We start from the raw sequence: 23,175 nt of genomic DNA, 5'->3' as shown, positions 1-23,175 counted from the left end.
TCCGCATGGAGATCGACTCCAAGCCGGAGGCCATGGACCGCCTGGACCGGCGCCTGATCCAGCGGAAGATGGAGCGCCTGGCGCTGGAGAAGGAGGGCGACGAGGCCTCGCGCAAGCGTCTGGCGGCGCTGGACGAGGAGATCGAGCGCCTGTCGCGCGAGTACGCCGACCTTGAGGAGATCTGGCGCGCCGAGAAGGCGGCCGTGGGTGGCACGCAGTCCATCAAGGAGGAACTCGACCGCCTGAACCAGGAGTATGAAGCGGCCTATCGCGCTCAGGACTGGACTCGCGCTAGCGAAATTAGACACAAGCTAGTTCCGGAATTTCAGCGCCGGCTCGAAACTGCGTCGACGGCCGAGCAGGGGCCGCGCAAGCTGCTGCGCAGCGAGGTCACCGAGCAGGAGATCGCCGAGGTCATCGCGCGCTGGACCGGCATTCCGGTGGCCAAGATGCTCGAATCCGAGCGCGAGAAGCTGCTGCACATCGAGGACGCGCTGCACGAGCGCGTGGTCGGCCAGGACGAGGCGGTGCGCGCGGTGGCCGACGCCATCCGCCGCTCGCGCGCCGGGCTCACGGCGCACGAGCGGCCCATCGGCTCGTTCCTGTTCCTGGGGCCGACCGGCGTCGGCAAGACCGAGCTGTGCAAGGCGCTGGCCGGTTTCCTGTTCGACACCGAGCAGGCCATCGTGCGCATCGACATGTCCGAGTACATGGAGCAGCACTCGGTGGCGCGGCTGATCGGCGCCCCGCCGGGCTATGTCGGCTACGAGGAGGGCGGTCAGCTCACCGAGCGGGTGCGCCGTCGCCCGTACAGCGTGATCCTGCTCGACGAGATCGAGAAGGCGCATCGGGACGTGTTCAACGTGCTCCTGCAGGTGCTCGATGACGGGCGGCTCACGGACGGCCACGGTCGCACGGTGGATTTTCGAAACACCATCGTGGTGATGACCTCGAACCTGGGGTCGGACCGCATCCAGGAGATGGCCGGCCAGCCGTACGACGCCATCAAGGCGGCGGTGATGGACGTGCTGCGCCACCAGTTCCGGCCGGAGTTCATCAACCGCATCGATGAGACAGTGGTGTTCCACGCGCTCGGGCGCGAGCACCTGCGCCGGATTGTCGACATCCAGGTGGACGCACTGCGCGCGCGGCTGGCCGAGCGCGACATGCGCATCACCTTCGACGACGCGGCGCTCGACTGGCTGGCCAACGTCGGTTTCGATCCGGTGTACGGCGCCCGGCCGCTGAAGCGCGCCATTCAGCAGCACGTGGAAAACGCCCTGGCGCGCGACATCCTGGCCGGCAACGTGGGCGACGGGGACACCATCGAGGTGGCCGTCGGCGGCGACGGGCTCGCCTTCGGGCGCGCGGCGGCGTGACGCTGGGCAGTGCGTCACCGGTCGCTGTTGACTGTCGCGGTGGCCTGCTAAGCTGGGTCGGCCGCCAGTCCTGGGTGCGCAGGCGTTGCCTGATGGAGGCGGCGTGCAGGGTTACCTAAAACCAAGGAGTCCGAACATGACCAACAAACCGCTGATCGTTCTGTCTGCCGTTGCCTGTCTTGCGTTGGCCGGTTGTGGCGAGCAGGGGCCTGCCGAGGAGGCTGGCGAGAAGATCGACAACGCCGTCGAGCAGGCGGGCGAGATGATGGAAGGCGCGGATCAGCAGGGCCCAGCCGAAGAAGCCGGTGAACAGGCCGACGAGGCCATGGATGCGGTTCAGGAGCAGGCGAGCGAAACCGCCGAGCAGGTCGAGGACGCCGTCGAAGACGCCGGCCAGCAGGGGCCGATGGAGAAGTTCGGCGAGAAGATCGACGAGGCCGTCGACAGTGCCGCTGACGCAGTGAAGGACGCCACGGGCTCGTCTGACGCACCGGCCGAGTGAGGTCCTGACCGTCGGGCATGGCGGCGCCGGCCGCCATGCCCTTCCTCAGGCGGGGTCGAACGCCAGCGGTCCGGCCCAGATCGCCAGTGCCAGGCAGCCGTGGTCGCTGACTACCGCGTGCCGGCTGCCGGGTGGGCTGACCAGCAGCGTGCCCGCCGGGTAGCGTCCGTTGGCGTCGCGTTGTTCGCCGTCGAGCACCAGAATGTGTTCGTAGTCGGTGTGGCGGTGCGCGGGCACTGAGGCCCCGGGCGCGTAGCGCAACAGCGCGGCGGCCGGGCCGCTGCCCGGGCGACCGTACAGGGCGTGAAATTCCACGCCGGGCCGCAGTGGCTCCCACTGCAGGCGTTCGGGGGTTGCGGCGCGCTGCAACAGCGCGCCGAAGACCTGGGCCCGCGCGGTCATGCCGTCACCGCCGCCAGCAGGGCGGCCGATTCCGCCACGGCGCCGAACACGCCGCCCTGCATGGTCACCATCTTCAGCGCCGCCAGATGATTGCCGTGATCCGTGGCGCCGCAGCAGTCGGACAGGATCAGACATTCGAAGCCGCGGTCGTTGGCTTCGCGCAGCGTGGTGTGCACGCACACGTCGGTGGTGATGCCGGTCAGCACCAGGTTGCGGATGGCGCGCGTGTGCAGCAGCAGTTCCAGGTCGGTGGCGCAAAAACTGCCCTTGCCCGGCTTGTCGATGATCGGTTCGCCGGGCATCGGCGCGAGCTCGGAGATGATTTCCCAGCCCGGCTCGCCGCGTACCAGGATGCGTCCGCACGGGCCATCGTCACCGATGCCGGCGCCGATGCGCTGGGAGCGCCAGCGCTTGTTGGCGGGCAGGTCGGCCAGGTCCGGGCGGTGGCCTTCGCGGGTGTGGAAGACGTGATAGCCGCGGTCGCGAAAGGCCGACAGCACGGTGCGGATCGGTGCGATGGGGGCGCGGGTCAGGGCCAGGTCGTAACCCATCTGGTCGACATAGCCACCCATGCCGCAGAAGTCGGTCTGCATGTCGATGATCACCAGCGCGGTGTTGTCCGGCCTGAGGTCGCCGTCGTAGGGCCAGGGATAGGGGTTGGCGTCGATGTGCAGGGGGTTCATGGCATCCTCCGTTGCGGTCGCGCGTCCGGGTCAGGGGCCGGCGGGCGTGGTGATTGGGCAAAGCAACTTTTGCGCCCGGTCGTCATGGTCAATGGCCGTCCGCCATGTGGCGCCCGAGTTCGGCGCGATCGCAGGCGCCGGTGTCCGTTTCATGGACGATGCGTCCGCCGCGGATCACCAGCAGGCGGTCGGCGAGCGTCAGCAGTTCGTCGAGGTCGTCGCTTGCCACCAGCACCGCGGCGCCGGCATTGCGGGCCTCGATGAGCCGGGCGTGGATGTCCGCGACAGCGCGAAAATCGAGCCCGAACGTCGGGTTGGCGACGATCAGCACGTTGACCGGCTCGGACAGCTCGCGCGCCAGCACGGCGCGCTGTACGTTGCCACCGGACAGGGTGGCGATCGGCCGCAGCGGATCGGGCGGGCGGACGTCAAAGGCCGCGATGCGCCGCCGGGCCTGGGCGCGAATGGCAGCAAAGGACACCCGGCCGCCGGCGCGCCGGATCGGCGGTCGATCGAAATTGCGCAGCGCGAGGTTGTCGGCGACCGAGAGCGGCCCGACGCAGCCCTTGTGCAGGGGCTCTTCGGGCAGCGCGAACACCCGGTGGCGGTGCATCTGTGTCCGCGCGGCGTGGAAGGGCATCCCGTCCACGCGGATGGTGCCGCCGACGGCGACGCGTTGGCCGCACAGGGCCTCGATCAGTTCCTTCTGGCCGTTGCCGGCGATGCCGGCCAGTCCCACCAGTTCGCCACTGCGTACTGCCAGGGACAGCGCGCGCACCCGTGCCAGGCCGCGGTCGTCGTGCACGGTCAGGCGGTCCACCACCAGGCGCGGGGCATCGCCCCCGGCCGGCCGCGGCGCCCGATCGAGCGGGCGGGTGACGGCCGGTGACGCGCTCTCGCCCATGATCCACTGTGCCAGCCGCTGCGCCGACACCTGTTCCACTGGCGCCCCGGCGACGCGCCGGCCCCGGCGCAGCACCGTCACCGCGTCGGCGTAGTCGAGGACTTCGCTGAACTTGTGGGTGATCAGCAGCACGCTGATGTCGCCGGCGTGAGCCATGCCGCGCAGCAGGCCCAGCACTTCGCCGGCCTCCTGCACGGTCAGGACCGAAGTCGGTTCGTCCAGAATGAGCAGCCGGTTGCGCAGGTACAGTTGCTTGAGGATTTCGAGTTTCTGCTTCTCGCCGGCGCCGAGGCTGGCGACCGGCGCCTCCAGTGGCACCCGGAATGGCGCCCGGGCCATGAAATCGGCCAGCTCGGTCTGCACCTGCCGCCAGCGGATGCGCAGCGGCAGGCGCCCGCGGGCGAGCAGCAGGTTCTCGGCGACGGTCAGCCCCGGGGCCACCGTGAAATGCTGATACACCATGCCGATGCCGAGTCGTTGCGCGGCGCGCGGGTCGGGGATCTCGACCTCGCGCTGGTCCAGCAGCAGCTGGCCCTGATCGAGTGGCTGATAGCCGATCAACCCCTTGACCAGGGTGCTCTTGCCGGCGCCGTTCTCGCCCAGCAGGGCATGTACCGTGCCCGGTGCAACGCGCAGCGAGACGTCGTCGAGGGCGCGGAAGGCGCCGAACGACTTACCGGCGCCGATCACCTCGAGCGCCATGGCGTGGGCCGTTGGTCGGGGCTTCATCAGCGGGTCAGCGACAGTTCGCCGGGTGCGCCGGCGAGTGTGCGATGGGGGCGGGCGCTGGCGATCAGAATGGCCAGGGTCAGCGCGTAGGGAGCGGCGTTGAACAGGTGATAGCCGGCCGAGTAGCCGATCGCTTGCAGGGCCGGTCCCAGCGCGCCGGTGGCGCCGAACAGCATTGCCGCCGCCAGGCAGCCGAGCGGGCGCCAGCGGGCGAAGATCACCAGCGCCACCGCCATGATGCCCTGACCGCTCGACAGGCCTTCGCTCCACGAGCCGGGGTACACCAGGGACAGGTAGGCCCCGCCGATGCCGGCGCAGGCGCCGCCGGCGGCGGTGGCGAGGACGCGGACCTGGCGCACGGGACAGGCCAGGGCGCGGGCGGTGCCCTCGTGATCGCCGACCAGACGCAGCGCGAGGCCGATGCGGGTGCTGCGAAAGCCCCAGTGCAGCAGCCCGGTCAACAGCAGGCCGAGCGGAAACAGCGGGTTGATTGCCAGTGCCGTGCGCCAGCGGGCGTCCTCGATCCAGGCGCCCAGGGGCAGGCTGGGGAGCTGTGGCGCCTGCGGCTGGATGTAGGGCTTGCCGAAAAAGAAGGCGAGCCCGATGCCGAGCAGCATCAGCGCAATGCCGAAGGCGATGTCGTTGACCCGTGGCAGCGAACAGACCAGGCCGTGCAGCAGGCCCAGCAGCAGGCCGACCAGCGCCGCGCACATCACCCCGGTCCAGGCCGACTGGGTGAGGTAGGCGCCGGCATAGGCGGACATGGCGCCTGCCACCAGGATGCCCTCGAGGCCCAGATTCACCCGCCCGCTCTTCTCGGTGATGCACTCGCCCAGACTGACGAACAGGTAGGGGGTGCCGACGCGGATGGCGCCGCCGATGATGCCGATGGCCAGGGTGGTCAATGCGTCCTCAGCCATGGCCTGGCTCCGCGCCCGGCGCCAGCCGCAGCCGCCAGGCGCCGATGCGCCCCTACAACGCTTCCCAGGCCAGCAGGTTGGCGAAAATCAGACCCTGAAGTACCAGGGTGGCCGCGTCCGGCAGGCCCAGGCGCCGCTGCAGGAGGCTGCCGCTGGCGCCGATGCCGCCGACCAGCACCGCGCAGACGATGACCGCGAGCGGACTTTGGCGCGCCGCGAAGGCCACCAGGATGCCGGCGGTGCCGTAGCCGGACATCAGCGAGGCGTTGGCGCTGCCCTGCACTGCCGCCACCTCGAACATGCCGGCGAGTCCCGCCGCCGCGCCGCCGGCGACGCAGGCGCCGATCACCAGCCGGTCGACTGGCAGGCCGACCAGGCGCGCGGCCTGGGGATTGCCGCCGCAGACGTTCAGGGCGAAGCCGGACGTGCTCCAGCGCAGCACCAGCCAGGTCAGCACACAGGCCACGGCGCCCACGGCAAAGCCCCAGTGGGCGTCCGTTCCGGGCAGGGTGCCGATCATCCATGTCTGCGGCAGCGGCAGCGTCGAGGGCTTGTTCAGACTGGCCGGGTCGCGCAGCGGGCCTTCCACCAGCTGATTGAACAGGGCGATGCCCAGGTACGACAGCAACAGCGAGCCGATGGTCTCGTTGACGCCGCGGTGCTGGCGCAGCCAGCCGGCGGCGCCGATCCACAGCCCCCCGATCAGCATGGCGGCCAGCGCCATCAGCGGCCAGGCCAGCGCCGCCGGCAAGGTGGGCGCGGCGATGGCTAGCGAGCCGGCGGCCAGTCCGCCGAGCGCCAGGGCGCCCTCGCCGCCGATCACGATCAGCCCGGCCCGGGCCGGCAGCAGCACGCACAGTGCGGTCAGCATCAGCGGTGCCGCCCGCAGCAGGGTGTTCGAGAGCGCGAACATCGAGCCGAAGGCGCCCTGCCACATGAGGCCCAGCGCCCGGGCCGCCGACACGCCGTGCAACTCGAGAAACAGCGCAAACAGCGCCAGGGCCGCCGCGGTGGCCAGCGTTGTCGGCAGGGCGCCGGCCGCCACGCTGGCAGTCCGGCGCAGGATCGGCATCGCCTGCATCATCCTGGAATGGCCCCGATGACGCCCTCGACCAGGTAATCCATGCGCTCGAGGGTGATGTCGGTCTGCGTGAGGGTGGTATCGGCGGGAATCACCGTGCGCCCGGCGTTGTCCAGCAGCGGGCCACGGAAGATGTCGAACCCGCCGGCGAGCATGGCCGCCCGGGTCTGGTCGATCTGGCGCACCGCGGCGGCCGGCGTGGCGGCGGTGTAGGCCGACATCCGGACAAAGCCGTCCTGGAGGCCGCCGCGGGTCAGGTTGGCGAACGGCGCCCCGGAGCGGGCGGCGGTGACATAGGCCGAGTAGACGGTTTCCCAGTGCCACTCGGCGCCGGTCAGGTAGGCATCGGGTGCCAGCACCGACTGGTCGGCGTGGTAGCCGCACACGAACATGCCGCGCTTGGCGGCGGTTTCGACCAGCACCTTGGGGCTATCGACGTGGCAGGTCACTACGTCGATACCCTGGTCGGCCAGTGAATTGGTGGCCTCGGCCTCCTTGACCGGCATGGACCAGTCACCGGTGAAGATCACCTGGGTGGTGATGTCCGGCCGCACGGAGCGCGCGCCCAGGGTGAACGCGTTGATGTTGCGCAGTACCTGCGGGATGGGTTTGGCGGCCACGAAGCCGAGCTTGCCGGATCGGCTGGCGTGCCCGGCGGCGATGCCGTTGAGGTATTGGCACTCGTCGATGTAGCCGAAGTAACTGCCGACGTTGGCCGGATCCCTGCCGGCCTGCCACAGTCCGCCGCAATGGGCGAAGCGCACCGCCGGATACTTCGGCGCGAGCTTGACCACGTGGGGAAAATAGCCGAACGAGGTGGCGAAGATCAGCCCGGCGCCGTCCTCGACGATCATCGCCTCCATCACCTTTTGCACGGCGACGGTCTCGGGGACGTTTTCCTGCTCGACCACCTCGATGCCCGGCAGCGTCTTGAGGCGGGCTACCGCCAGGGCGTGTGCCTGGTTGTAGCCGTAGTCGTCGTGCGGGCCGACGTAGAGCGCGCCCACCACCAGCGGTTCGGCGGCGCGCACGCGCCCGAACGGCAGCGCCGCAGTGGCTGCCAGGGCGGCGGTGGAGGCGAGAAATTGACGGCGGTTGACACTCATGGGTGAAGCTCCTGTGATGGTGGGCGCTTGCGGAACGACGTGCCGCCGCGGCCGGCCTTGCGGGCGGATGGCGGCGGACACGGGACGGGACTGCTCATCGGGCTGCCAGCCAGGCGCGCCAGCCGCCGAACGGGGTGATGTCGCGGGCGCCGGCGAGGGCGTGGCTCTCGCACAGGAAGCCCTTGACTGGGCGGCCGTCGGCGCGCTCGACGGTGCCGATGGCCAGCGGTGCCGGCACTGCGGCCAGAAAGGCACCGACCGCGGTCAGCGGCAGGCGCCAGACCTCGATTTCGATGGCGCCGCCGGAGGTGTCGCGCACCAGGCCCGGACGCGGTGGATCGAAACCGGCCAGCGCATAGAGGCGGTAACCGGGTGCGGTGCGGGTGCGTTCGATCAGCCACGCGCCGCGCGCGGTGAGTTCGTGGTTCAGCGGCAGGCCCTGCATGTGCCCCCCGCAGACCGCCAGGTCGAGCGTCTGCGCCGGCGGGTCGGCGATCAGGGGGGCGGTGTCCGCCAGGGTCAGGCCGGCGGCGCCGACGGTGAGGTTGCGCGCGCGGTGCAGGCGGTCGGCCAGTACCAGCAGGGCATGGTCGTGCCCGGCGGGCCCCTGCAGTGTCACGCCGAACGGCAGTCCGCTGGGCAGGAATCCGGCCGGCACTGCCACCGCGCTCAGGTCGAGCAGATTCATGTGGTTGGTGTAGTGCCCCAGGCGCGTGTTCAGCGCGACCGGGTCGGCCAGCACCGCGGCGCGCAGGTAGGCCGTCGGAAGGGTGGGGGTCAGCAGGCAGTCGATCTGCTGCCACAGGGGTTCGAGCGCGCGGCGCAGCGCACGCAGGCGGTACTCGGCGGCGAACGCATCGGCGGCGGTGAAGCGGTCGGCCGTGGCGACGATCTCGCGCACCACCGGCAGCACCGCGTCCGCCCGGCGGTCCAGAAAATCCCCGATGGCGAGACGGCGTTCGGTGAGCCAGGGGCCGTCGTAGAGCAGTCGCGCGGCCTCCCGAAACGGTGCGTAGTCCACGGTCACGGCGGTGCCGCCGCAGGCTTCCAGGTCCGCTGCCGCGCGCGCGAACGCCGCTGCCGCGGCCGTGTCGCCGTCGAAGTCGAGCTGGTCTGGCCGGGGCAGGCCGAAACGGAAGGTCGCGCCGGCTCGTGCTGGCGCGGGCCAGTCGGCGCGCGCGAACGGGTCCGCGGCATCGAAGCCGGCGATATGCGACAGCACCGTCGCCGCGTCGGCGCAGGTGAGCGCGAACACCGATACGCAGTCCAGCGAGCGACAGGCCGGCAGCACGCCGCGGTTGCTGATCAGTCCCCGGCTGGGCTTGAGGCCGACCAGGTTGCCGAGTGCCGCCGGTACCCGGCCCGAGCCGGCGGTGTCGGTGCCCAGCGAGAAGCTCACCACGCCATGGGCGAGGGCCAGCGCCGATCCGGAGCTCGATCCGCCGCAGATGTAGGCAGGATCGAAGGCGTTGGCCGGCGTGCCGTAGGGTGTGCGCGTGCCGGACAGGCCGGTCGCAAACTGGTCCAGGTTGGTTTTGCCGACCAGCAGGGCGCCGGCGTCCAGCAGGCGTTGCACCGCCGGCGCGGTGTGCGCCGGGTGGTAAGTGAAATCCGGGCAGGCTGCGGTGGTGGGCAGGCCGGCGACGTCGATATTGTCCTTCACCGCGAAGGGCGTGCCGTGCAGGGGGCCGCGTGCGTCGGCTGGCACGGCGTCCAGCTCGGCCGCCCGTTGGTGCAAGGCGGCGTCCGGCACTTCGGTGATCCAGATGCCGGCGCTAGCGAGCCGCCGGCGCCGGGTAATCACCTGTTCGGCCAGCGCCCGCACCGTTTCCCCGGCGGCCAGCCGCCGGCGCAGGCCGGACAGATCCGGCAGGGGCGCGGTAGGGGTGTCCGGTGCGCGGGTCATGGGCGTTACCAGATCCACTTCACCATGGCCTGGGCGACGTTTTCGTCCATGCCGTCGATGCCGTACTTGTTGCGCCACATCTGGTATTCGATGCCGGCCTGCAGCTTGCCGGCGCCGATGCCGGCCAGGTCGCCGACATCGACCAACAGCCGGGGGGCGGTAATGATGTTGTCCTGCAGCGGATCCTCGCCCCAGGCGTAGTCGAAGAAGCCCTCGAACACCAGCGGCACCGGGCCGACCTTGAACGGCGCCGCCCAGGCGAGGGTGACCTGTTGGCCGGTGTCGATGCCGGAGGCCTGGTTGTCGCGGATGTACCAGTTGACCTGGAAGAACTGGAAGTGGGGCAGGGTCAGGTCCACCGCCAGGCCGTACAGCCAGGTTTGCTCGACCGGCGACTCGGGGATTTCCAGCGTGGCCGTGAACAGCAGGTCCTTGACCAGGCCCCAGGACAGTTCCCGGTCGAAGAAGATCTTGCCCAGCGACAGGCGCGGCGAGATTTCGGCGTAGTAGCTGCTGTTCGATTCGGAGGTGGAGCCGAACGCGTCGCCTTCCCCGTCCGGGTTGGTGATGTCGACGAACAGGAAGTTGTCGCCGTACTTCCAGACGTTGAAATGCTCGATGGTGATGATGCTGGCCTCGTCGGTGTGACTGAAACCGCCGTTGGGGTCGAAGTCGGCGTAGGTGGTGCCGTGCAGGTACTGGATGTTGGTGGTGGCGAACAGCGCCGAGCCGGCCTGGACGGCCGGAGTGGCCAGGCCGATCGACAAGGCCAGTGCTGGCAGCATGCGCCGTGGGGTGACGGGGTTGTTCATGGGATGTGAGAGCTCCTGCGAGGGTTATTGAATGCTACGTTGTATTCAAGTTGGGGCGAAAAAAGGCCGATCCGGCGGGGCCGGTAACGTCCACGGTGGATCAATCGGCGGCTTCCAGTGCCGCGTGTGCGAGGTCGATCGGCCGCGTGGCCGTCTGCCGCGCCAGGACGAACATGCCGCCGGCCACCAGCAGGTAGGCCGTGGCGATGCTCGGATGCACCGCAACGCCGATGGCTTCGCTGTGCATGAATCCGAAGAACGTGAGCACCGCGCCGGCCAGGGCGAAGGCGCCAGCGCGGGCGTGCGCGCGGTCGATGATGCAGGCCACCAGGGCGGCCAGGACCAGGCTGCTCAGGATGGCGCCGCCGCCGAGCAATTCGAGCCCGCGGTAGAGCACGCCGGTGCCGGCCAGGGTGTCGATGCCGATGGCGCCGGCGTGGGTGCCGGCCGCGGCCAATGCGTTGTCGATCATCAGCTTGCCCCAGGCGGCGATCTGGGGAATCAATGCCAGCACCACGGCCGGTGCATGGGCCCTGGGCGTCTCCTGGAATGCCTGGGCGCCGATCAACAGGCCGATGTAGAGCAGGATCGGGGCGATCGCCACCACCGGGATCAGCGCCATCAACAGCGCCACGAGGCCGCACCAGGACAGGATCAGCACCATCACGCCGGTAGCGGCCGAGTAGCCGATCCGTCCGCCGATGGCCTTCCATCCGGGGTGGCCGATGTACACGGCGTTGATGAACGGGTTGCCGAGCAGGCAGCCGACCAGGCTCACCACGCCGTCGGCGGTGATGACGCGGGTGGTCGGGAAGCGGTCGCCGCCGGCTTCGGCGCTCTCGACGTTGTCCATGGCCTCGACCAGGTCGTAAATGCCGAACGGGATGGCGGTGACCAGGATCACGCCGAGGTATTCGAACCCGCCAAACACGTGGCCGAGGGCTGGAATGGGCAGCGAGAACCCGAAGCTGGCCAGAGACGTGCCCAGGGCGTCCGGATCCATGCCGCCGAAGTCGCGGCCCAGGGCGAGACCGCCCCAGGCGATCAGCGCGCCCACGGCGATGGCCACCAGCCCCGCCGGGATGCCCCGCCAGTAACGCACGCCACCGAACCAGCTGGCGAGCAGGATGGCGAAGCAGACCAGGCCGATCACCGGGTCGAGATACATGTCCAGTGCGGGCTTCATGGCGATGAAGGTGATCGACACGCCGGCGAGCGCGCCGAGCAGGGCGGCGCGTGGGGTGATCCGCTTGACCCAGGGCGCGACAAAGCCCCCGAGCATGAGCACGAAGCTCTGTACGAAGACCCAGGTGAGCCCGGCCTCCCAGCCGTGGATGGGGTCGCCGCTGGCGGCCGCGATCGGCAGCATGATCACGAATACCACGACGAACATGTGCGGCACGCTGACGCCGGAGGGCAGCGCGCAGACGGTGTCGCGGTTTTCCCGTTTCGCCAGTTGATAGGCCAGCCAGGCGTAATAGCCGGTGGAAAGGAACAGCATCAGGCCGGTGGCCGGCAGAATGCGGCCGAACACGATGTCGTCCGGCAACTTGACGACATAACGCAGCAGCGCGGTCAGCGTGAGCAGGTTGACCAGGATGTTGGTGCCGAACCCGAACAGCGCGTTCCAGTCGCCGGGTGACCACAGTTTCGGGGCGGTGTTGTTCATGGCCGGCTCCGTGGGGTGTCCTGCTCGCCTCAGGCGGCGGTTCGGGTCAGGGCGGCGCACACCTGGGCCGCGTCGGTGACCCAGCCGAAGATGCCGCCCTGGGCGGTGATCATGTCGAGCGCGGCGCGGTGGAACTCCGGGAAGTACGACGCCACCGCGTCACTCACCACCAGGCACTCGAAGCCGCGGTCGTTGGCCTCGCGCACCGTGGTGTGCACGCAGACCTCGGTGGTGACACCGGCGACGATGAGGTGCGCGATGTGGCGGTTGCCCAGCACCAGGGCGAGGTCGGTCTGGTAGAAGGCACCCTTGCCCGGCTTGTCCAGCACCGGCTCGCCCGGTTGCGGCGCCAGTTCCGGCACGATGTCGTGCCCCGGTTCGCCGCGGACCAGGATGCGTCCCATGGGGCCGGCGTCGCCGATGCGTTTTGCTCCGGCGCCCCGCCGCAGCTTCGTCGGGGGCGCGTCGGACAGATCCGGACGGTGGCCCTCTCGGGTGTGGATCACCAGCAGTCCGGCGTCGCGGGCGGCGGCCAGCAGTGCCTGGCAGGGCCGGATGGCGCCGCGCAGGCGCGCCACGTCGTTTCCCAGCATCGCGCCGAACCCGCCCGGCTCGAGAAAGTCGCGCTGCATGTCGATCACCAGCAGTGCGGTATGCGCCGGGTTCAGCTGCAGCGGGTAAGGCCTGGCGGGGATCTTGATCACTGGCGATTCCGTTCGGGTGGGGTGGGCCGGCAGTCAATGCACGGACCTATTGTATACAACGTGATATTCAAAAGGCGTGCCAATGGCGGGGGTGTCGGTTTTTTGGCCGACAACGGTGAAATCGGGCGTGACGGGTGCCCTAAGCTGCTGCTCGGGTGCACCAGTGTGGGGCCGCTCTTGTATACAATGGTGCGTATCCAGAACAACCGCCGAGGCTATCGATGGTGACCCGCGCTGCCGCCAGTCCACGCGACATCTACCGCCAGCTGAAGGACATGATTTTGGGCTTCACGCTGTACCCCGGGGAACGGGTCACGGAGAACGAACTGGCGACGCGGTTCGGCGTCAGCCGCACGCCGGTGCGCGAGGCGTTGCAGCGTCTGGCGGCGGAAGGTTACGTCACCATCCGTCCCAAGCAGGGCTGCTTCATCCGCGAGATCGACATCGAAGTCATCAACGATTACTACGAGGTGCGCATTGCCCTCGAAATGCAGGTGCTCGAGCTGGCCTGCGTGTCGATGTCGGACGCGCGACTGCGCAAGCTCGTCACCGCCTGGGCCCCGGCCCAGGTGCCGGACAAGCCGCCGCCGGTGGAGACCATGGTGACGCGCGACGAAGGCTTTCACATGGCCTTGGCCGGCGGCAGCGGCAACGCGGTGTTGGCGAGCTATCTAAAGGATGTGAACGATCACATCCACATCGTGCGGCGGCTCGATTTCACGCATTACGAACGGGTCGACCAGACCTATGCCGAACACCACGCCATCTTGCAGCATCTGCTTGACCGGGACCTGAAAGGTGCCCGCAGCCTGATGCTCAGGCACATCCGCAAGAGCGCGGACGTGGCCAAGGCCATCACCCTGACGCAGCTCGCCCAGCAGCGCATTCGCGCCCGCGTCAACTAGCGCTGCCCCGGTTATGCTCCGCCGGTCCGCGGGGTGAAAGGGGAGGGGCGCATGGCGTACCACCACATCTGCGTGAAGCCGTTTGCCGGCGCGCTGGGCGCCGAGGTGAGTGGGGTCGATCTGGCGGCCCTGCCGGAGGCGGCCCTGAATGACATACGGGTTGCCTGGCTGCGGCACCTGGTGCTGTTGTTTCGGGATCAGTCGCTGACGTCCAGTCAGTACCTCGCGTTTGCACGGCGTATTGGCGAGCCGGTCGAATACCCGCTGCTGCGCGGCCTGCCGGACTATCCCCTGATCGTTCCCGTCATCAAGCAGCCGCACGAGTGCGTCAATTTCGGCGGTCTTTGGCATTCCGACACCGCCTATCTGGACGCGCCGCCGGTTGGCGCCACGCTGCTGGCGCGCGAGGTGCCGCCAGTTGGTGGGGACACGCTGTTCGCGAACATGTACCTCGCATACGAGGCACTGTCGCACGGCATGCGCGGGCTGCTCGACGGCCTCAGAGCCGTCAACACCTCGGTCAAGGCCGATGTCACCCGAACGCGCGAGGATCGGCTGAGCGACGCGGGTGCCCGGCGGCGGCCAGACGCGGCGTTCGAGGCGGTGCATCCGGTGGTGCGTACGCACCCGCAGACCGGTCGCAAGCTGCTGTACGTCAACTATGGCCATACGGTGCGTTTCGAGGGCATGACCGAGGACGAGAGCGCGCCGCTGTTGCAGTATCTGTTCACGCACCTTGCGCGGCCGGAGTTCACCTGCCGTGTGCGCTGGCAGGTCGGCACGCTGGCGTTGTGGGACAACCGCTGCACGCAGCACAACCCGATCAACGACTATTCGGGGCACCGACGCGTCATGCACCGCATCTCGCTGGGGGCTGAACGTCCGCGCTAGCGATTCGCTGACCTGCGTGCCGTCACAGTGGTATCTTTGGGGGCTCCCCCGCAGACGCCTGTTTCACAACGCCATGCACCGTTCCCTGCGCCTGGCGCATTGTTCGGACATTCATCTCGACAGCGACTATTTCGGTGGTGACTGGAACCGCCAGCGTCGCGATCGCGACCGTGCCCAGTTCGATGCGCTGCTGGATGCCATCTGTGACGAGCAGCCGGACCTGATGTTGCTGGCCGGTGATCTGTTCGACCACAACCGCGCCAGCGAGGAAACCGTCGAGTGGGCCTGTGCCCGCCTGGCCGAGCTGCCGTTCACCGTGGTGATGATCCCCGGCAACCACGACTGTCTGGCCGAGGACGCCGTCTATCACCGTCACGACTTCGTCGGTGCCGGGCTGCATCTGCTGCACGAGATGGACGGCCGTCATCTGGTGCTGGAGGAGCTGGGGGTGAGTGTGTGGGGCCGCGGGCTGGTCGACCATCATCCGGGCCACCGGCCGCTGGCCGACGCGCCGGGCCGCCTGCGCGAGGACCTGTGGCATCTGGGCTTGGCGCACGGCGTGCACGTGCCGGAGGATGGCGAGTCGCGCAATTCCTCGCCCATTCACGCGCACGAGATCGCGGCTGCCGGGTTCGACTATCTGGCGCTGGGCCACATCCACGCGGCGCGCGACGTGTCGGCCGGTGCCAGCACCGCCTGGTATTGCGGTGCGCCGCATCCGATCCTGGACGAGCCCGGCAGTTTCCTGCGCGTGGATCTGGCACCGGGCACGCCGGTGACGGTCAGCGTGCGTCCGGTGCCGCCGGTGCGCTGAACGCCGGCGCGTCGCCGAAGGTTCGCGCCTGTTCGCGCAGGGCGAATTTCTGGATCTTGCCGCTCGCCGTTCGCGGTAACTCGTCGACCCGTTCCAGCCGCTCCGGCCAGTAGGTGCGCGCCAGGCCGGAGCGCCTCAACCAGTCGGTCAGGGTGTCGAAATCGAGAGCGGCGCCGGGTTTCAGGGTCACGAACGCGCAGGCTCGCTCGCCCAGCCGCGCGTCGGGCATGGCGACGATGGCGGCGTCCTGCACCGCCGGGTGGCGGTACAGCAGCTCCTCGACCTCCGCCACCGGAATGTTTTCGCCGCCGCGGATGATGATGTCCTTGGCGCGGCCGGTGATGCGGATGTAGCCGTCAGCGTCCATGCGCGCCAGATCCCCGGTGTCGAACCAGCCGTCGGGGTCCACGCCATGGGCGTCCGGGCGCTTGAGGTAGCCCACGAACAAACAGCTGCCCTGGGTCTGGAGCCTGCCCTCGGTGCCGGCCGGCACCACCTGGCCGGCGTCGTCGATCACCCGAACCGCCATGCCGTGCAGTGCCCGGCCGTCGCTGCCGAACACGGTGTCCGGCGCATCGTCCGGCCGGGTCATGGTCACCACGCCGCACTCGCTCATGCCCCAGGCGGCGATCACGCCAAGGCCGAGTTTCTCGGTGGCGTTCTGCACCAGCACGCGTGGGATCGGGGCGCCGGCGCAGACGAACTGCCGGAGGTGACAGTCGGCGGGCGCGGGCGCGTTCGGCGCATTGACCAGGTCGGCCAGAAACGGCGTGGCGCCCATGGAGAAGGTGACGCGTTCGGACTGGATGGTTTTCCAGGCCTGAACCGGGTCCCACACGTCCTGCAGGATGACGTGCGTGCCGAGCACCAGCGGCAGCATCAGGCCGTACATGAAGCCGGTCTGGTGTGCCAGGGGCGAGGCCATGAAGCACACGTCCGCGCCCGACAGGCCGATGCCGTCGGCATAGGCGCGCACGCCGGCCAGCAGCGTGTTGGAGGTGTGCATCACGCCCTTCGGCTGGCCGGTGGTGCCCGACGTGTAGAGCAGCTGAATGACGTCGTTCGGATCGGGCCGCCGGCGGCCGAACTCGGCGTCGCGGTCGAGGTCGTCCTCCCAGCGTGTCTCGAGCAGCGTGCGCTCGAAACCATCCGGCCCGTCGCCGCCCACCACCAGCACGTGCTCGAGCGCGGGCAGCGCGCTGCGCAGGCCGGCGATCATGGCGGGGTAGTCGTGGCCGCGAAAGCGGTGCGGGATCACCAGGACCCGTGCCCTGGCGAAGTCGAGCATGAAGCCGAGTTCACGCTCGCGAAAGATCGGCATCAGCGGGTTGCTGACCGCGCCGATGCGAAGGCAGGCCAGGTGCAGGGCGATGAACTGCCACCAGTTGGGGAGCTGAAAGGCCACCACGTCGCCCGGTTGCACGCCGAGCCCGACCAGCCCCAGCGCGATGCGGTCGACGCGATGCTGCAGCTGCAGGCACGACAGGCGCGTGGCGACGCCGCTCATGCTGTTGTGGTCGGCCACCGCCAGCCGGTTCGGGGAGCGGTCGGCCAGCGCGTCGAGCAGGTCGGTGAGCAGTTCGTCACGCCACACGCCCGCGGTGACCATGGCGGTGGCGCGCTCGGTGCTCAACAGGGGGTCACATACACCGGGCATGGCGTGGCCCTCCGGGGGTTGCCGCCGCGTCGGCCGGACACGGCGGCGCCTGTCAAAGGGTGGCTCAGGCCGCGGCGGCGGCCGGCACGCTGTCGATCACGCCGTGCTTGAGCAGCCCCTCGCGGACGGTCTTCTTCATCGCCTCGTCGGCGTACGGTTCCAGCGGCGGGCGGCACGGCCCCATCGGCATGCCCAGCAGCTCGAACCAGTACTTGATCGGCGCCAGCGAGTACTGGTTCTTGCGCACGATGTTCCAGACGAAGATGTCGTTCATCAGATCGCGGATCGGGTCCAGCTGCCGGTACAGTGGCAGTGCCTCGTCGAACTTGCCCGCGTTGGCCAGTTCCATGCACTTCACCAGCGTGTCGCGCTGCTTGCCGAACATCACGTACTCGCAGGTGCCGAACAGGCACTGTCCGCCGTGCACGATGGAGTCCCACAGGTAGAAACTCTCCATCGGCTCGGTGACCACCATGCGGTCGCCGGTGTGCTTGCGCAGGGCGATGGTATCGGCCGGGTTCAGCAGGCCGTTTTTGATGCCGACCACCATTTCGAGGTCGGCCAGGCGGTTCAGCAGGCCGTGGTTGAGCACCACGCCGGCGGTCGGCGTGTTGTACAGCACGATGCCCAGCGGGCTGTGGTCGGACAGGTACTTGTAGAACCCGTACAGGTCGGTGTCCGAGCGCAACTGGATGACCGGGTTGATCACCTCGATCAGGTGAAAGCCCAGTTCCGCCAGCCGGTGGGCCTTTTCGATCACCGTGAACGGCGACGGGTCGAGGATCACCGAGGTCAGCATCATGCGGCCCTGGTTGGCCTTGGCCACGGTCTCGCTGTACTGCCACCATTCGTCGGGCGTCATGTTCCACGCCTCGGCGGTGTTGCCACCGGTCATCAGGCCGTACAGGCCCTCGTTGGCCCAGCGGTCGACGTGCGCCGACAGGGTCGGCAGGTCAAGGCTGAAGTCGGCCTTGAACGGTGTCGGAACGGCATTGGTGGACTTGATCATGTGGGCGCGCGCCCACGCTTTGGCTTCGCTGCGGGTGTAGGGGGCCATGGCGGTATCTCCTCTTATCTGCTGACCGGGCGAAAGGCCCGAAGATACCACCGAGTCCGTGACGCGCGGGGGTGTGATAAACAATCGTTAGCCAGGCGCCGCGGTCCGCGTCCCGCCCGTCAGGGAACACCCGGGCAGGTTCCCGGTCGAGGCGGTGGTGCGCGTCGGCGTGATCGGGTCGCGGCGCGAGGCATCCGGCCCGAAAGCGGCCCGCCGCCCATGTGCGCGCGCCCTGGTGACTGACCGTCTGGAGGTACGCCGTGTCACACACCCTGTGGTACACCCGCTGTCCGGTGGCCACCGCCACCGGCGTGGCGCTCGAAACCGGCCTGTTCGACGCGGAGTTCGGCGATGGCACGGTGGCGTTCCGCAATATCAAGGAACTCGGCCGCGACCGGATGCTGAGGTCGCATTTCGATCATCACCTGGATGACGCGGTGCGCGAAGGCGGCGCGGTGCCACCGATCTGGGCGCGCAGCCGCGGCGCCGATACGGCGCTGCTGGGCCTGACCTTCGTGCGCGATTCGCTGGCGTTTCTGGTGCGGGCCGATTCGGACATCGCGCGCTTCACGGACCTGGCCGGACGGCGCTGTTCGCTGCCGCTGCATCCGAAGCTGCTGACCGATTTCATGCGCGCCAACACCGAGCGCGGCTTCCTGTGCGCGCTGGCCGAGCACGGCATGACGGCGACCGACGTGCAATTCGTCGATACCGTCATCGACAACGACTTCAAGCAGGTGGCAAATCCCGACACCGGCGCCGGGCGCAAGGCGTTCGAGGCCACGATGTTCGACCACGAAACCCAGGCGCTGCTCGACGGCCGCGTGGACGTGGTGTTCACCAAGAACGTGCAGCCGGCGCGCCTGCTGCGCCTGTACGGCGACCGCCTGCGCTGCATCTACGACCTGCTCGACGCGCGCGACCCGGATCACGTCATCAACGGCAACCCGCGCCTGGTCACCATCAGCGGCAACGTGGTGCGGGAGGCGCCGGACCTGGTCACGCGCTACCTGCAGGTGCTGCTGCGCGGCGCCGCCCGGGCGGCGCAGGACAGGGCCGCCACCACGCGCATCTGGGCGGCCGAGATCGGCGTCGAGCCGCAGGACGTGGCGGCCTCCTACCGCGGCGACTACCACGCCACGGTGTGGCCCTCGCTGGACGAACCCATGCGCCACCGCCTGCGGGTGCAGATCGACTTCCTGCACCGGCACGGCTATCTCGAACGCGATGTCGACATCGACGCCTGGGCGCAGCCGCAGTTCCTGGCCGAGGCGTACCGGCGCGAACGGATCGCACCGCGCTGAGTGCCGGTGGTGTCGGCACACGGCGGCGGGCACCGTTGCCGGGGACGTGCCGGAACGCCGCACAGTCCGATGACCGGGTGCTTCTGCCAGAATGACGGCGCACCGTTGCCCCGCCGCGTGGTCAAACGCGTGGCCGTATCCAAGCCGTCGAGACCCGTCATCCCGCCATGTTCCCGCCGCTGCGTCTTGTTCCCCTCATGGCCGTGTTGCTGGCGTCGCCACTGGTGGCCGAAGAGGTCATCCTGGTCGACCGCGTGCAGCTGGGCGACAACGACCTCGACTGCGCCGGCATCGCCGCCCAGGTGCAGGCAATGGACGCCATCCTGGCGCCGCATGCCGGCGAGAAGGGGGCGGTGCGCGGCGCCACCGAGTCGGTCACCCGCTCGCGCACCGGCGAGGTGGTGGCCGGTGTGGCCAGGGTGCTGCCGTTCGGCGCCGTGTTCGGCGATCTCGCCAAGGATGTGATCGACCGTCGCGGCAAGCAGGCCGACGCCCGGCTGGCCTCGGCCCGCAGCCGCAAGGAACACCTGGTGGACATGTTCCTGAAGCGCGGTTGTCGCGTGGCCGACCTGCAGCCGCCGGCCGGTGAGGCCGAAACCCTCGCCACGCCTGTCGCCGCGACGTCCAGCGTCCCGGCCGAGGCGCCGTCGGCCGCCTCGCAGGCCCCCAGCCCGGCGGCGCAGGCCGAGGACCCGCCGACCCCGGCGTCGACCCCGGCGCCGGCCGCGCCTGCCGCCGCGACGACCGCCGCCGAGCCGGCGCCGCCCATCGTCGCGGCGGTCGGTGAGCAGGCACCGGAGGGTGTTCAAAGCCCGCGCGGCCCGCTGTTCGTGCTGGACTTCCGGGTGGCGTTTCGTACCCATGCCGACCCCGACGGCGCCGCCGGCGGCAGCGCTGTGGAACTCGGCGGCGTGCCGCTGACGGCCATGCAGCGCATCACCGACGAGGCCTATCTGGCGTTGTTGCAGGACCTGCGGTCGGCCGGGTTCGAGGTGCTGAACCCCGAACTCGAGGACGGCCTGCCGGCGCGTGGCAGTCTGCCGGCCCCGGCCCGTGGCGGTGATTACCTGTACTTCGCGCCCAGCGGCGCGCCGCTGGCGCAGGCTCCGGCGGCCCCGGCCGGCAGCCGTGCCGCCATCGACGAGACGCGTGGCGCCCTGGCCGAGGCGGTCAGCGGTCGACGCCCGGGCATCAGTTTCACGGTCGGTGTCTGGTATGTGGATTTCGCCCGCCTGCGTGGGTCGGCGGCTGCGTCGCGCCGGCTCGAGTCGCGCCTGGCGGTGTCGGCTGGCAGTCACCTGGCCCTGGTCGAGGCGGCGCAGGAGGGCGCCACCGCTCCCGGTGCCGTGCGCGTGCTGAAACTGGGGCGCGATCTGGCCAGCAGCGAGCCGTATGGACAGCTGCGCCTGCCGGCAGGCGACGGGCCGCTGGAACTGACCGCCGACCCGCAGCGCTTTGCCGCCGTGGTGCAGCGCCAGCTCAAGCGCGGGCGCAGCGCCCTGCTGGCCGGCCTGCCGGCGGCGCCGGCGGCCGGTACGGCGCCGTGAGGCCCCCGTCGGTGCGCGCAGCGGGCGTCGTGCGTCGGGCGCTGAAGCTCGTCGCCGTCGCGCTGGCCGGGTTTGCCGTGCTGGCGGTGGTGGCGGTTGCGTATCTGCGCACCCAGGTCACCGTGCGCGGCCCGGTGCTGCACGCCATCGCCGGCCTGGGCGGGGCGCAGCCGAGCGACGCCGCCCTTGGCAGGTTGCGTCTGGCGCCCGGCTTCAGTGCGGCGATTCATGCGCAGGGGCTGGGGCCGGCGCGGGTGCTGCGTTTCACCGCCAGTGGCGACCTGCTGGTCAGCGTCACCCGCCACGGCAAGGTGCTGTTGCTGGAGCGGGACGCCGACGGCGACGGCCGCGCCGATGGCGTGCGCACCCTGCTGCAGGGGCTGGACCGCCCGCACGGCATCGATCTGGCCGACGGCTGGCTGTACGTTGCCGAGACCGGCGCCGTGCGGCGGGTGCGTTTCGACGCCGCGGCGCGTGCGGTCAGCGGCGCGCCGGACACCGTGGCGGCGCTGCCCGCCGGCGGCATGCACTTCACGCGCACCCTGCGCGTGGGACCGGACGGCGCGCTGTACGTGAGCGCCGGTTCGTCCTGCAACGTGTGCATCGAGACCGACGCCCGCGCCACGCTGCTGCGCGTGGACCCCGACACCGGCGAGGTCCGCCGCTACGCCGAGGGGCTGCGCAACACCGTCGGCTTCGACTGGCAGCCCGGTACCGGTGCCCTGTACGGCGTGGACAACGGCCGCGACCTGCTGGGCGACGATTACCCGCCGGACGAGCTGAACCACCTGGTCGACGGCGGGTTCTATGGCTGGCCGTTCTGGCACGCGGACAACCGGCCGGATCCCGAATACGGCGATCACCCGGCGGCCGCCGGGCGCCGGCCGATGGCTCCGGCCTACGCCTTTGGCGCGCACGTGGCGGCGCTGTCCATCAATTTCTTCGCGCCGGACCGGGCACCGCCCGGCTTCGAGAACGCGGCGCTGGTCGGTCAGCACGGCTCCTGGAACCGCAGCGAACTGGCCGGTTACCGGGTGTCGTCGCTGCACTGGGCGGCCGACGGGCGCATCACCGAGCGCGACTTCATGGTCGGTTTCGCGCGGGACGGCCAGGTCAGTGGCCGCCCGGTGGACGTGCTGCCCGGCCCGGATGGCGCCGTCTACGTGTCCGACGACTACGCCGGCGCCGTGTACCGCGTGGCCTGGGATCCGGACAACGCGGCGCCCGGCCCCGTGTTCGAGCCGCCGCGGGCACCGGCAGCCGCCGCCGTGCCGGCGTCCGCCGCAATGCCGGCAGCCGATCGCCTGAGTGCCGCCCAGCGGACCGATCCGCGCTTGGCGCAGGGGGCCGCGCTGTTCGATCGCCACGCCTGTGCCAGCTGCCATGCGCCCGGCGCGGCCAGTGTGCCGCTGGCGCGGCTTGGCGCGCGCTATTCGGCCGCGCAGCTGGCGGCGCTGCTGCAAAGCCCACCGGCATCCATGCCGGCGCCGCCGCTGGACGCGGCCGAACGCACGGCCCTGGTGGCCTACCTGCGGGCGGCGTTTCCCTGATCTGCGCCCGGGTCGTGGTGTAGCGTCGCAGCGTCCATACTGACCCCCGCCGTCTGTCGCCGGAGTCGCCGATGTCGAATTTCCCCCTGTTCGTGCACTTGCGCCGCTATTTCATCGCCGGTGTGCTCACCGCCATCCCGCTGTGGGTCACCTGGTGGGTACTCAGTTTCGTGTTTCGCCAGCTGTCGGCCCTGGGATTGCCCTGGTTGCAGGCGCTGGCCACCCGCCTGCAGGAGCAGGCGCCGCTGGTGGCTATGGTGTTGCGGGACGAGCGCCTGCAGTCGGCGCTGGCCGTGCTGCTCAGTCTGGCGGCGTTCTGCCTGCTGGGCTGGTTCGCCACGCGGGTGATCGGACAGCGCCTGATGAACCTGGGCGAACGGCTGATCGAACGCCTGCCGCTGGTGCAGACCGTCTACGGCGGTACCAAGAAAATGCTGTCCGCCCTGAGCGAGCCACCGACCGGCGTGCGGCGGGTGGTGCTGATCGACTTCCCGGCCGCGCACATGCGCACGGTCGGGCTGGTCACGCGTACCCTGCGCGACCGCGCCACCGGTCAGGAGCTGGCGGCGGTGTACGTGCCGACCACCCCCAACCCGACTTCCGGCTACCTGGAGATCGTGCCGCTGGAGCGCCTGATCAGCACCAACTGGACC

General features: G+C 69.9%; 21 protein-coding genes. 9 read left to right on the top strand and 12 right to left on the bottom strand.

The features are described 5' to 3' along the window. The coding region (locus tag ABYX71_RS03200; RefSeq protein WP_372694856.1) for an AAA family ATPase at nucleotides 1-1,379 on the top strand (1,379 nt) is incomplete at its 5' end. Between the two features lie 136 nt (nucleotides 1,380-1,515). Further along, complete coding sequence (locus ABYX71_RS03195) at nucleotides 1,516-1,881, top strand: hypothetical protein (RefSeq protein ID WP_372694854.1); 366 nt, start codon at nucleotides 1,516-1,518, stop codon at nucleotides 1,879-1,881. 45 nt (nucleotides 1,882-1,926) lie between these two features. On the opposite strand, the gene ABYX71_RS03190 is transcribed toward ABYX71_RS03195, so the two are convergent. The 10 genes from ABYX71_RS03190 to ABYX71_RS03145 form a co-directional block, all read right to left on the bottom strand. After that, nucleotides 1,927-2,283: a cupin domain-containing protein gene (locus tag ABYX71_RS03190; RefSeq protein ID WP_372694852.1), complete on the bottom strand. Its 357-nt coding sequence runs from the start codon at nucleotides 2,281-2,283 to the stop codon at nucleotides 1,927-1,929. Next, nucleotides 2,280-2,966, bottom strand: coding sequence for a cysteine hydrolase family protein (locus ABYX71_RS03185; RefSeq protein WP_372694850.1), 687 nt, complete (start codon nucleotides 2,964-2,966; stop codon nucleotides 2,280-2,282). The genes ABYX71_RS03190 and ABYX71_RS03185 overlap by 4 nt, the downstream gene beginning before the upstream one ends. A gap of 88 nt (nucleotides 2,967-3,054) precedes the next feature. Beyond that, a complete protein-coding gene (locus ABYX71_RS03180) occupies nucleotides 3,055-4,599 on the bottom strand; it encodes an ABC transporter ATP-binding protein (protein WP_372694848.1) in 1,545 nt (514 codons plus the stop codon). Continuing rightward, nucleotides 4,599-5,519, bottom strand: coding sequence for an ABC transporter permease (locus ABYX71_RS03175; RefSeq protein WP_372694846.1), 921 nt, complete (start codon nucleotides 5,517-5,519; stop codon nucleotides 4,599-4,601). The genes ABYX71_RS03180 and ABYX71_RS03175 overlap by 1 nt, the downstream gene beginning before the upstream one ends. 52 nt (nucleotides 5,520-5,571) lie before the next feature. Continuing rightward, entirely contained in the window at nucleotides 5,572-6,591 is a 1,020-nt protein-coding gene (locus ABYX71_RS03170) for an ABC transporter permease (RefSeq protein WP_372694845.1), read from the bottom strand. An 8-nt stretch (nucleotides 6,592-6,599) separates the two neighbouring features. Then, nucleotides 6,600-7,706 (bottom strand): BMP family ABC transporter substrate-binding protein, encoded by a 1,107-nt coding sequence (locus tag ABYX71_RS03165; protein WP_372694843.1) that lies wholly within the window; start codon nucleotides 7,704-7,706, stop codon nucleotides 6,600-6,602. Nucleotides 7,707-7,800: 94 nt separating this feature from the next. After that, entirely contained in the window at nucleotides 7,801-9,612 is a 1,812-nt protein-coding gene (gene atzF, locus ABYX71_RS03160) for an allophanate hydrolase (RefSeq protein WP_372694841.1), read from the bottom strand. A gap of 5 nt (nucleotides 9,613-9,617) precedes the next feature. Next, a complete protein-coding gene (locus tag ABYX71_RS03155; RefSeq protein ID WP_372694840.1) occupies nucleotides 9,618-10,424 on the bottom strand; it encodes an outer membrane protein OmpK in 807 nt (268 codons plus the stop codon). A gap of 100 nt (nucleotides 10,425-10,524) precedes the next feature. Beyond that, the gene (locus ABYX71_RS03150; protein ID WP_372694839.1) at nucleotides 10,525-12,093 is read right to left on the bottom strand and encodes a regulator; all 1,569 of its coding nucleotides are present in this window, start codon (nucleotides 12,091-12,093) and stop codon (nucleotides 10,525-10,527) included. A 29-nt stretch (nucleotides 12,094-12,122) separates the two neighbouring features. Continuing rightward, nucleotides 12,123-12,797, bottom strand: coding sequence for a cysteine hydrolase family protein (locus ABYX71_RS03145; RefSeq protein ID WP_372694838.1), 675 nt, complete (start codon nucleotides 12,795-12,797; stop codon nucleotides 12,123-12,125). A gap of 221 nt (nucleotides 12,798-13,018) precedes the next feature. On the opposite strand from ABYX71_RS03145, the gene ABYX71_RS03140 reads away from it, so the two are divergent. The 3 genes from ABYX71_RS03140 to ABYX71_RS03130 all read left to right on the top strand — a co-directional run bounded on the left by ABYX71_RS03140 (nucleotide 13,019) and on the right by ABYX71_RS03130 (nucleotide 15,407). Next, nucleotides 13,019-13,702, top strand: a complete 684-nt coding sequence (locus ABYX71_RS03140; RefSeq protein WP_372694837.1) for a GntR family transcriptional regulator — start codon at nucleotides 13,019-13,021, stop codon at nucleotides 13,700-13,702. Between the two features lie 51 nt (nucleotides 13,703-13,753). Continuing rightward, nucleotides 13,754-14,593, top strand: coding sequence for a TauD/TfdA dioxygenase family protein (locus ABYX71_RS03135; RefSeq protein ID WP_372694835.1), 840 nt, complete (start codon nucleotides 13,754-13,756; stop codon nucleotides 14,591-14,593). Between the two features lie 73 nt (nucleotides 14,594-14,666). After that, nucleotides 14,667-15,407 (top strand): exonuclease SbcCD subunit D, encoded by a 741-nt coding sequence (locus ABYX71_RS03130; RefSeq protein ID WP_372694834.1) that lies wholly within the window; start codon nucleotides 14,667-14,669, stop codon nucleotides 15,405-15,407. Here the strand turns inward: ABYX71_RS03130 and ABYX71_RS03125 are convergent. Then, on the bottom strand, nucleotides 15,376-17,064 hold the full coding sequence (locus ABYX71_RS03125; protein ID WP_372694832.1) for an AMP-binding protein: 1,689 nt from the start codon (nucleotides 17,062-17,064) through the stop codon (nucleotides 15,376-15,378). The genes ABYX71_RS03130 and ABYX71_RS03125 overlap by 32 nt on opposite strands. Before the next feature lie 64 nt (nucleotides 17,065-17,128). Next, nucleotides 17,129-18,121 carry a dihydrodipicolinate synthase family protein gene (locus ABYX71_RS03120; RefSeq protein WP_372694831.1) on the bottom strand — a complete coding sequence of 331 codons (993 nt, stop codon included), beginning with the start codon at nucleotides 18,119-18,121 and terminating at the stop codon, nucleotides 17,129-17,131. Nucleotides 18,122-18,381: 260 nt separating this feature from the next. On the opposite strand from ABYX71_RS03120, the gene ABYX71_RS03115 reads away from it, so the two are divergent. From ABYX71_RS03115 to ABYX71_RS03100, 4 genes are all read left to right on the top strand, one after another. Beyond that, a complete protein-coding gene (locus ABYX71_RS03115; RefSeq protein ID WP_372694829.1) occupies nucleotides 18,382-19,425 on the top strand; it encodes an ABC transporter substrate-binding protein in 1,044 nt (347 codons plus the stop codon). Nucleotides 19,426-19,592: 167 nt separating this feature from the next. Beyond that, nucleotides 19,593-20,972 (top strand): hypothetical protein, encoded by a 1,380-nt coding sequence (locus tag ABYX71_RS03110; protein ID WP_372694827.1) that lies wholly within the window; start codon nucleotides 19,593-19,595, stop codon nucleotides 20,970-20,972. Nucleotides 20,973-21,001: 29 nt separating this feature from the next. Then, nucleotides 21,002-22,522 carry a PQQ-dependent sugar dehydrogenase gene (locus ABYX71_RS03105; RefSeq protein WP_372694825.1) on the top strand — a complete coding sequence of 507 codons (1,521 nt, stop codon included), beginning with the start codon at nucleotides 21,002-21,004 and terminating at the stop codon, nucleotides 22,520-22,522. Between the two features lie 71 nt (nucleotides 22,523-22,593). Then, nucleotides 22,594-23,175, top strand: a 582-nt coding sequence (locus tag ABYX71_RS03100; RefSeq protein ID WP_372694823.1) for a DUF502 domain-containing protein, incomplete at its 3' end; no start/stop codon positions are given.

This window comes from Immundisolibacter sp., assembly GCF_041625615.1.
Taxonomy (GTDB): domain Bacteria; phylum Pseudomonadota; class Gammaproteobacteria; order Immundisolibacterales; family Immundisolibacteraceae; genus Immundisolibacter.
This window is presented reverse-complemented; position numbering and strand designations above follow the sequence as displayed.

Excerpts from the sequence above, each read along its gene's own strand:
- ABYX71_RS03195 (WP_372694854.1), top strand. The coding sequence starts at position 1,516 with ATGACCAACAAACCGCTGATCGTTCTGTCTGCCGTTGCCTGTCTTGCG.
- ABYX71_RS03190 (WP_372694852.1), bottom strand. The coding sequence starts at position 2,283 with ATGACCGCGCGGGCCCAGGTCTTCGGCGCGCTGTTGCAGCGCGCCGCA.
- ABYX71_RS03185 (WP_372694850.1), bottom strand. The coding sequence starts at position 2,966 with ATGAACCCCCTGCACATCGACGCCAACCCCTATCCCTGGCCCTACGAC.
- ABYX71_RS03180 (WP_372694848.1), bottom strand. The coding sequence starts at position 4,599 with ATGAAGCCCCGACCAACGGCCCACGCCATGGCGCTCGAGGTGATCGGC.
- ABYX71_RS03175 (WP_372694846.1), bottom strand. The coding sequence starts at position 5,519 with ATGGCTGAGGACGCATTGACCACCCTGGCCATCGGCATCATCGGCGGC.
- ABYX71_RS03170 (WP_372694845.1), bottom strand. The coding sequence starts at position 6,591 with ATGCCGATCCTGCGCCGGACTGCCAGCGTGGCGGCCGGCGCCCTGCCG.
- ABYX71_RS03165 (WP_372694843.1), bottom strand. The coding sequence starts at position 7,706 with ATGAGTGTCAACCGCCGTCAATTTCTCGCCTCCACCGCCGCCCTGGCA.
- atzF (WP_372694841.1), bottom strand. The coding sequence starts at position 9,612 with ATGACCCGCGCACCGGACACCCCTACCGCGCCCCTGCCGGATCTGTCC.
- ABYX71_RS03155 (WP_372694840.1), bottom strand. The coding sequence starts at position 10,424 with ATGAACAACCCCGTCACCCCACGGCGCATGCTGCCAGCACTGGCCTTG.
- ABYX71_RS03150 (WP_372694839.1), bottom strand. The coding sequence starts at position 12,093 with ATGAACAACACCGCCCCGAAACTGTGGTCACCCGGCGACTGGAACGCG.
- ABYX71_RS03140 (WP_372694837.1), top strand. The coding sequence starts at position 13,019 with ATGGTGACCCGCGCTGCCGCCAGTCCACGCGACATCTACCGCCAGCTG.
- ABYX71_RS03135 (WP_372694835.1), top strand. The coding sequence starts at position 13,754 with ATGGCGTACCACCACATCTGCGTGAAGCCGTTTGCCGGCGCGCTGGGC.
- ABYX71_RS03130 (WP_372694834.1), top strand. The coding sequence starts at position 14,667 with ATGCACCGTTCCCTGCGCCTGGCGCATTGTTCGGACATTCATCTCGAC.
- ABYX71_RS03125 (WP_372694832.1), bottom strand. The coding sequence starts at position 17,064 with ATGCCCGGTGTATGTGACCCCCTGTTGAGCACCGAGCGCGCCACCGCC.
- ABYX71_RS03120 (WP_372694831.1), bottom strand. The coding sequence starts at position 18,121 with ATGGCCCCCTACACCCGCAGCGAAGCCAAAGCGTGGGCGCGCGCCCAC.
- ABYX71_RS03110 (WP_372694827.1), top strand. The coding sequence starts at position 19,593 with ATGTTCCCGCCGCTGCGTCTTGTTCCCCTCATGGCCGTGTTGCTGGCG.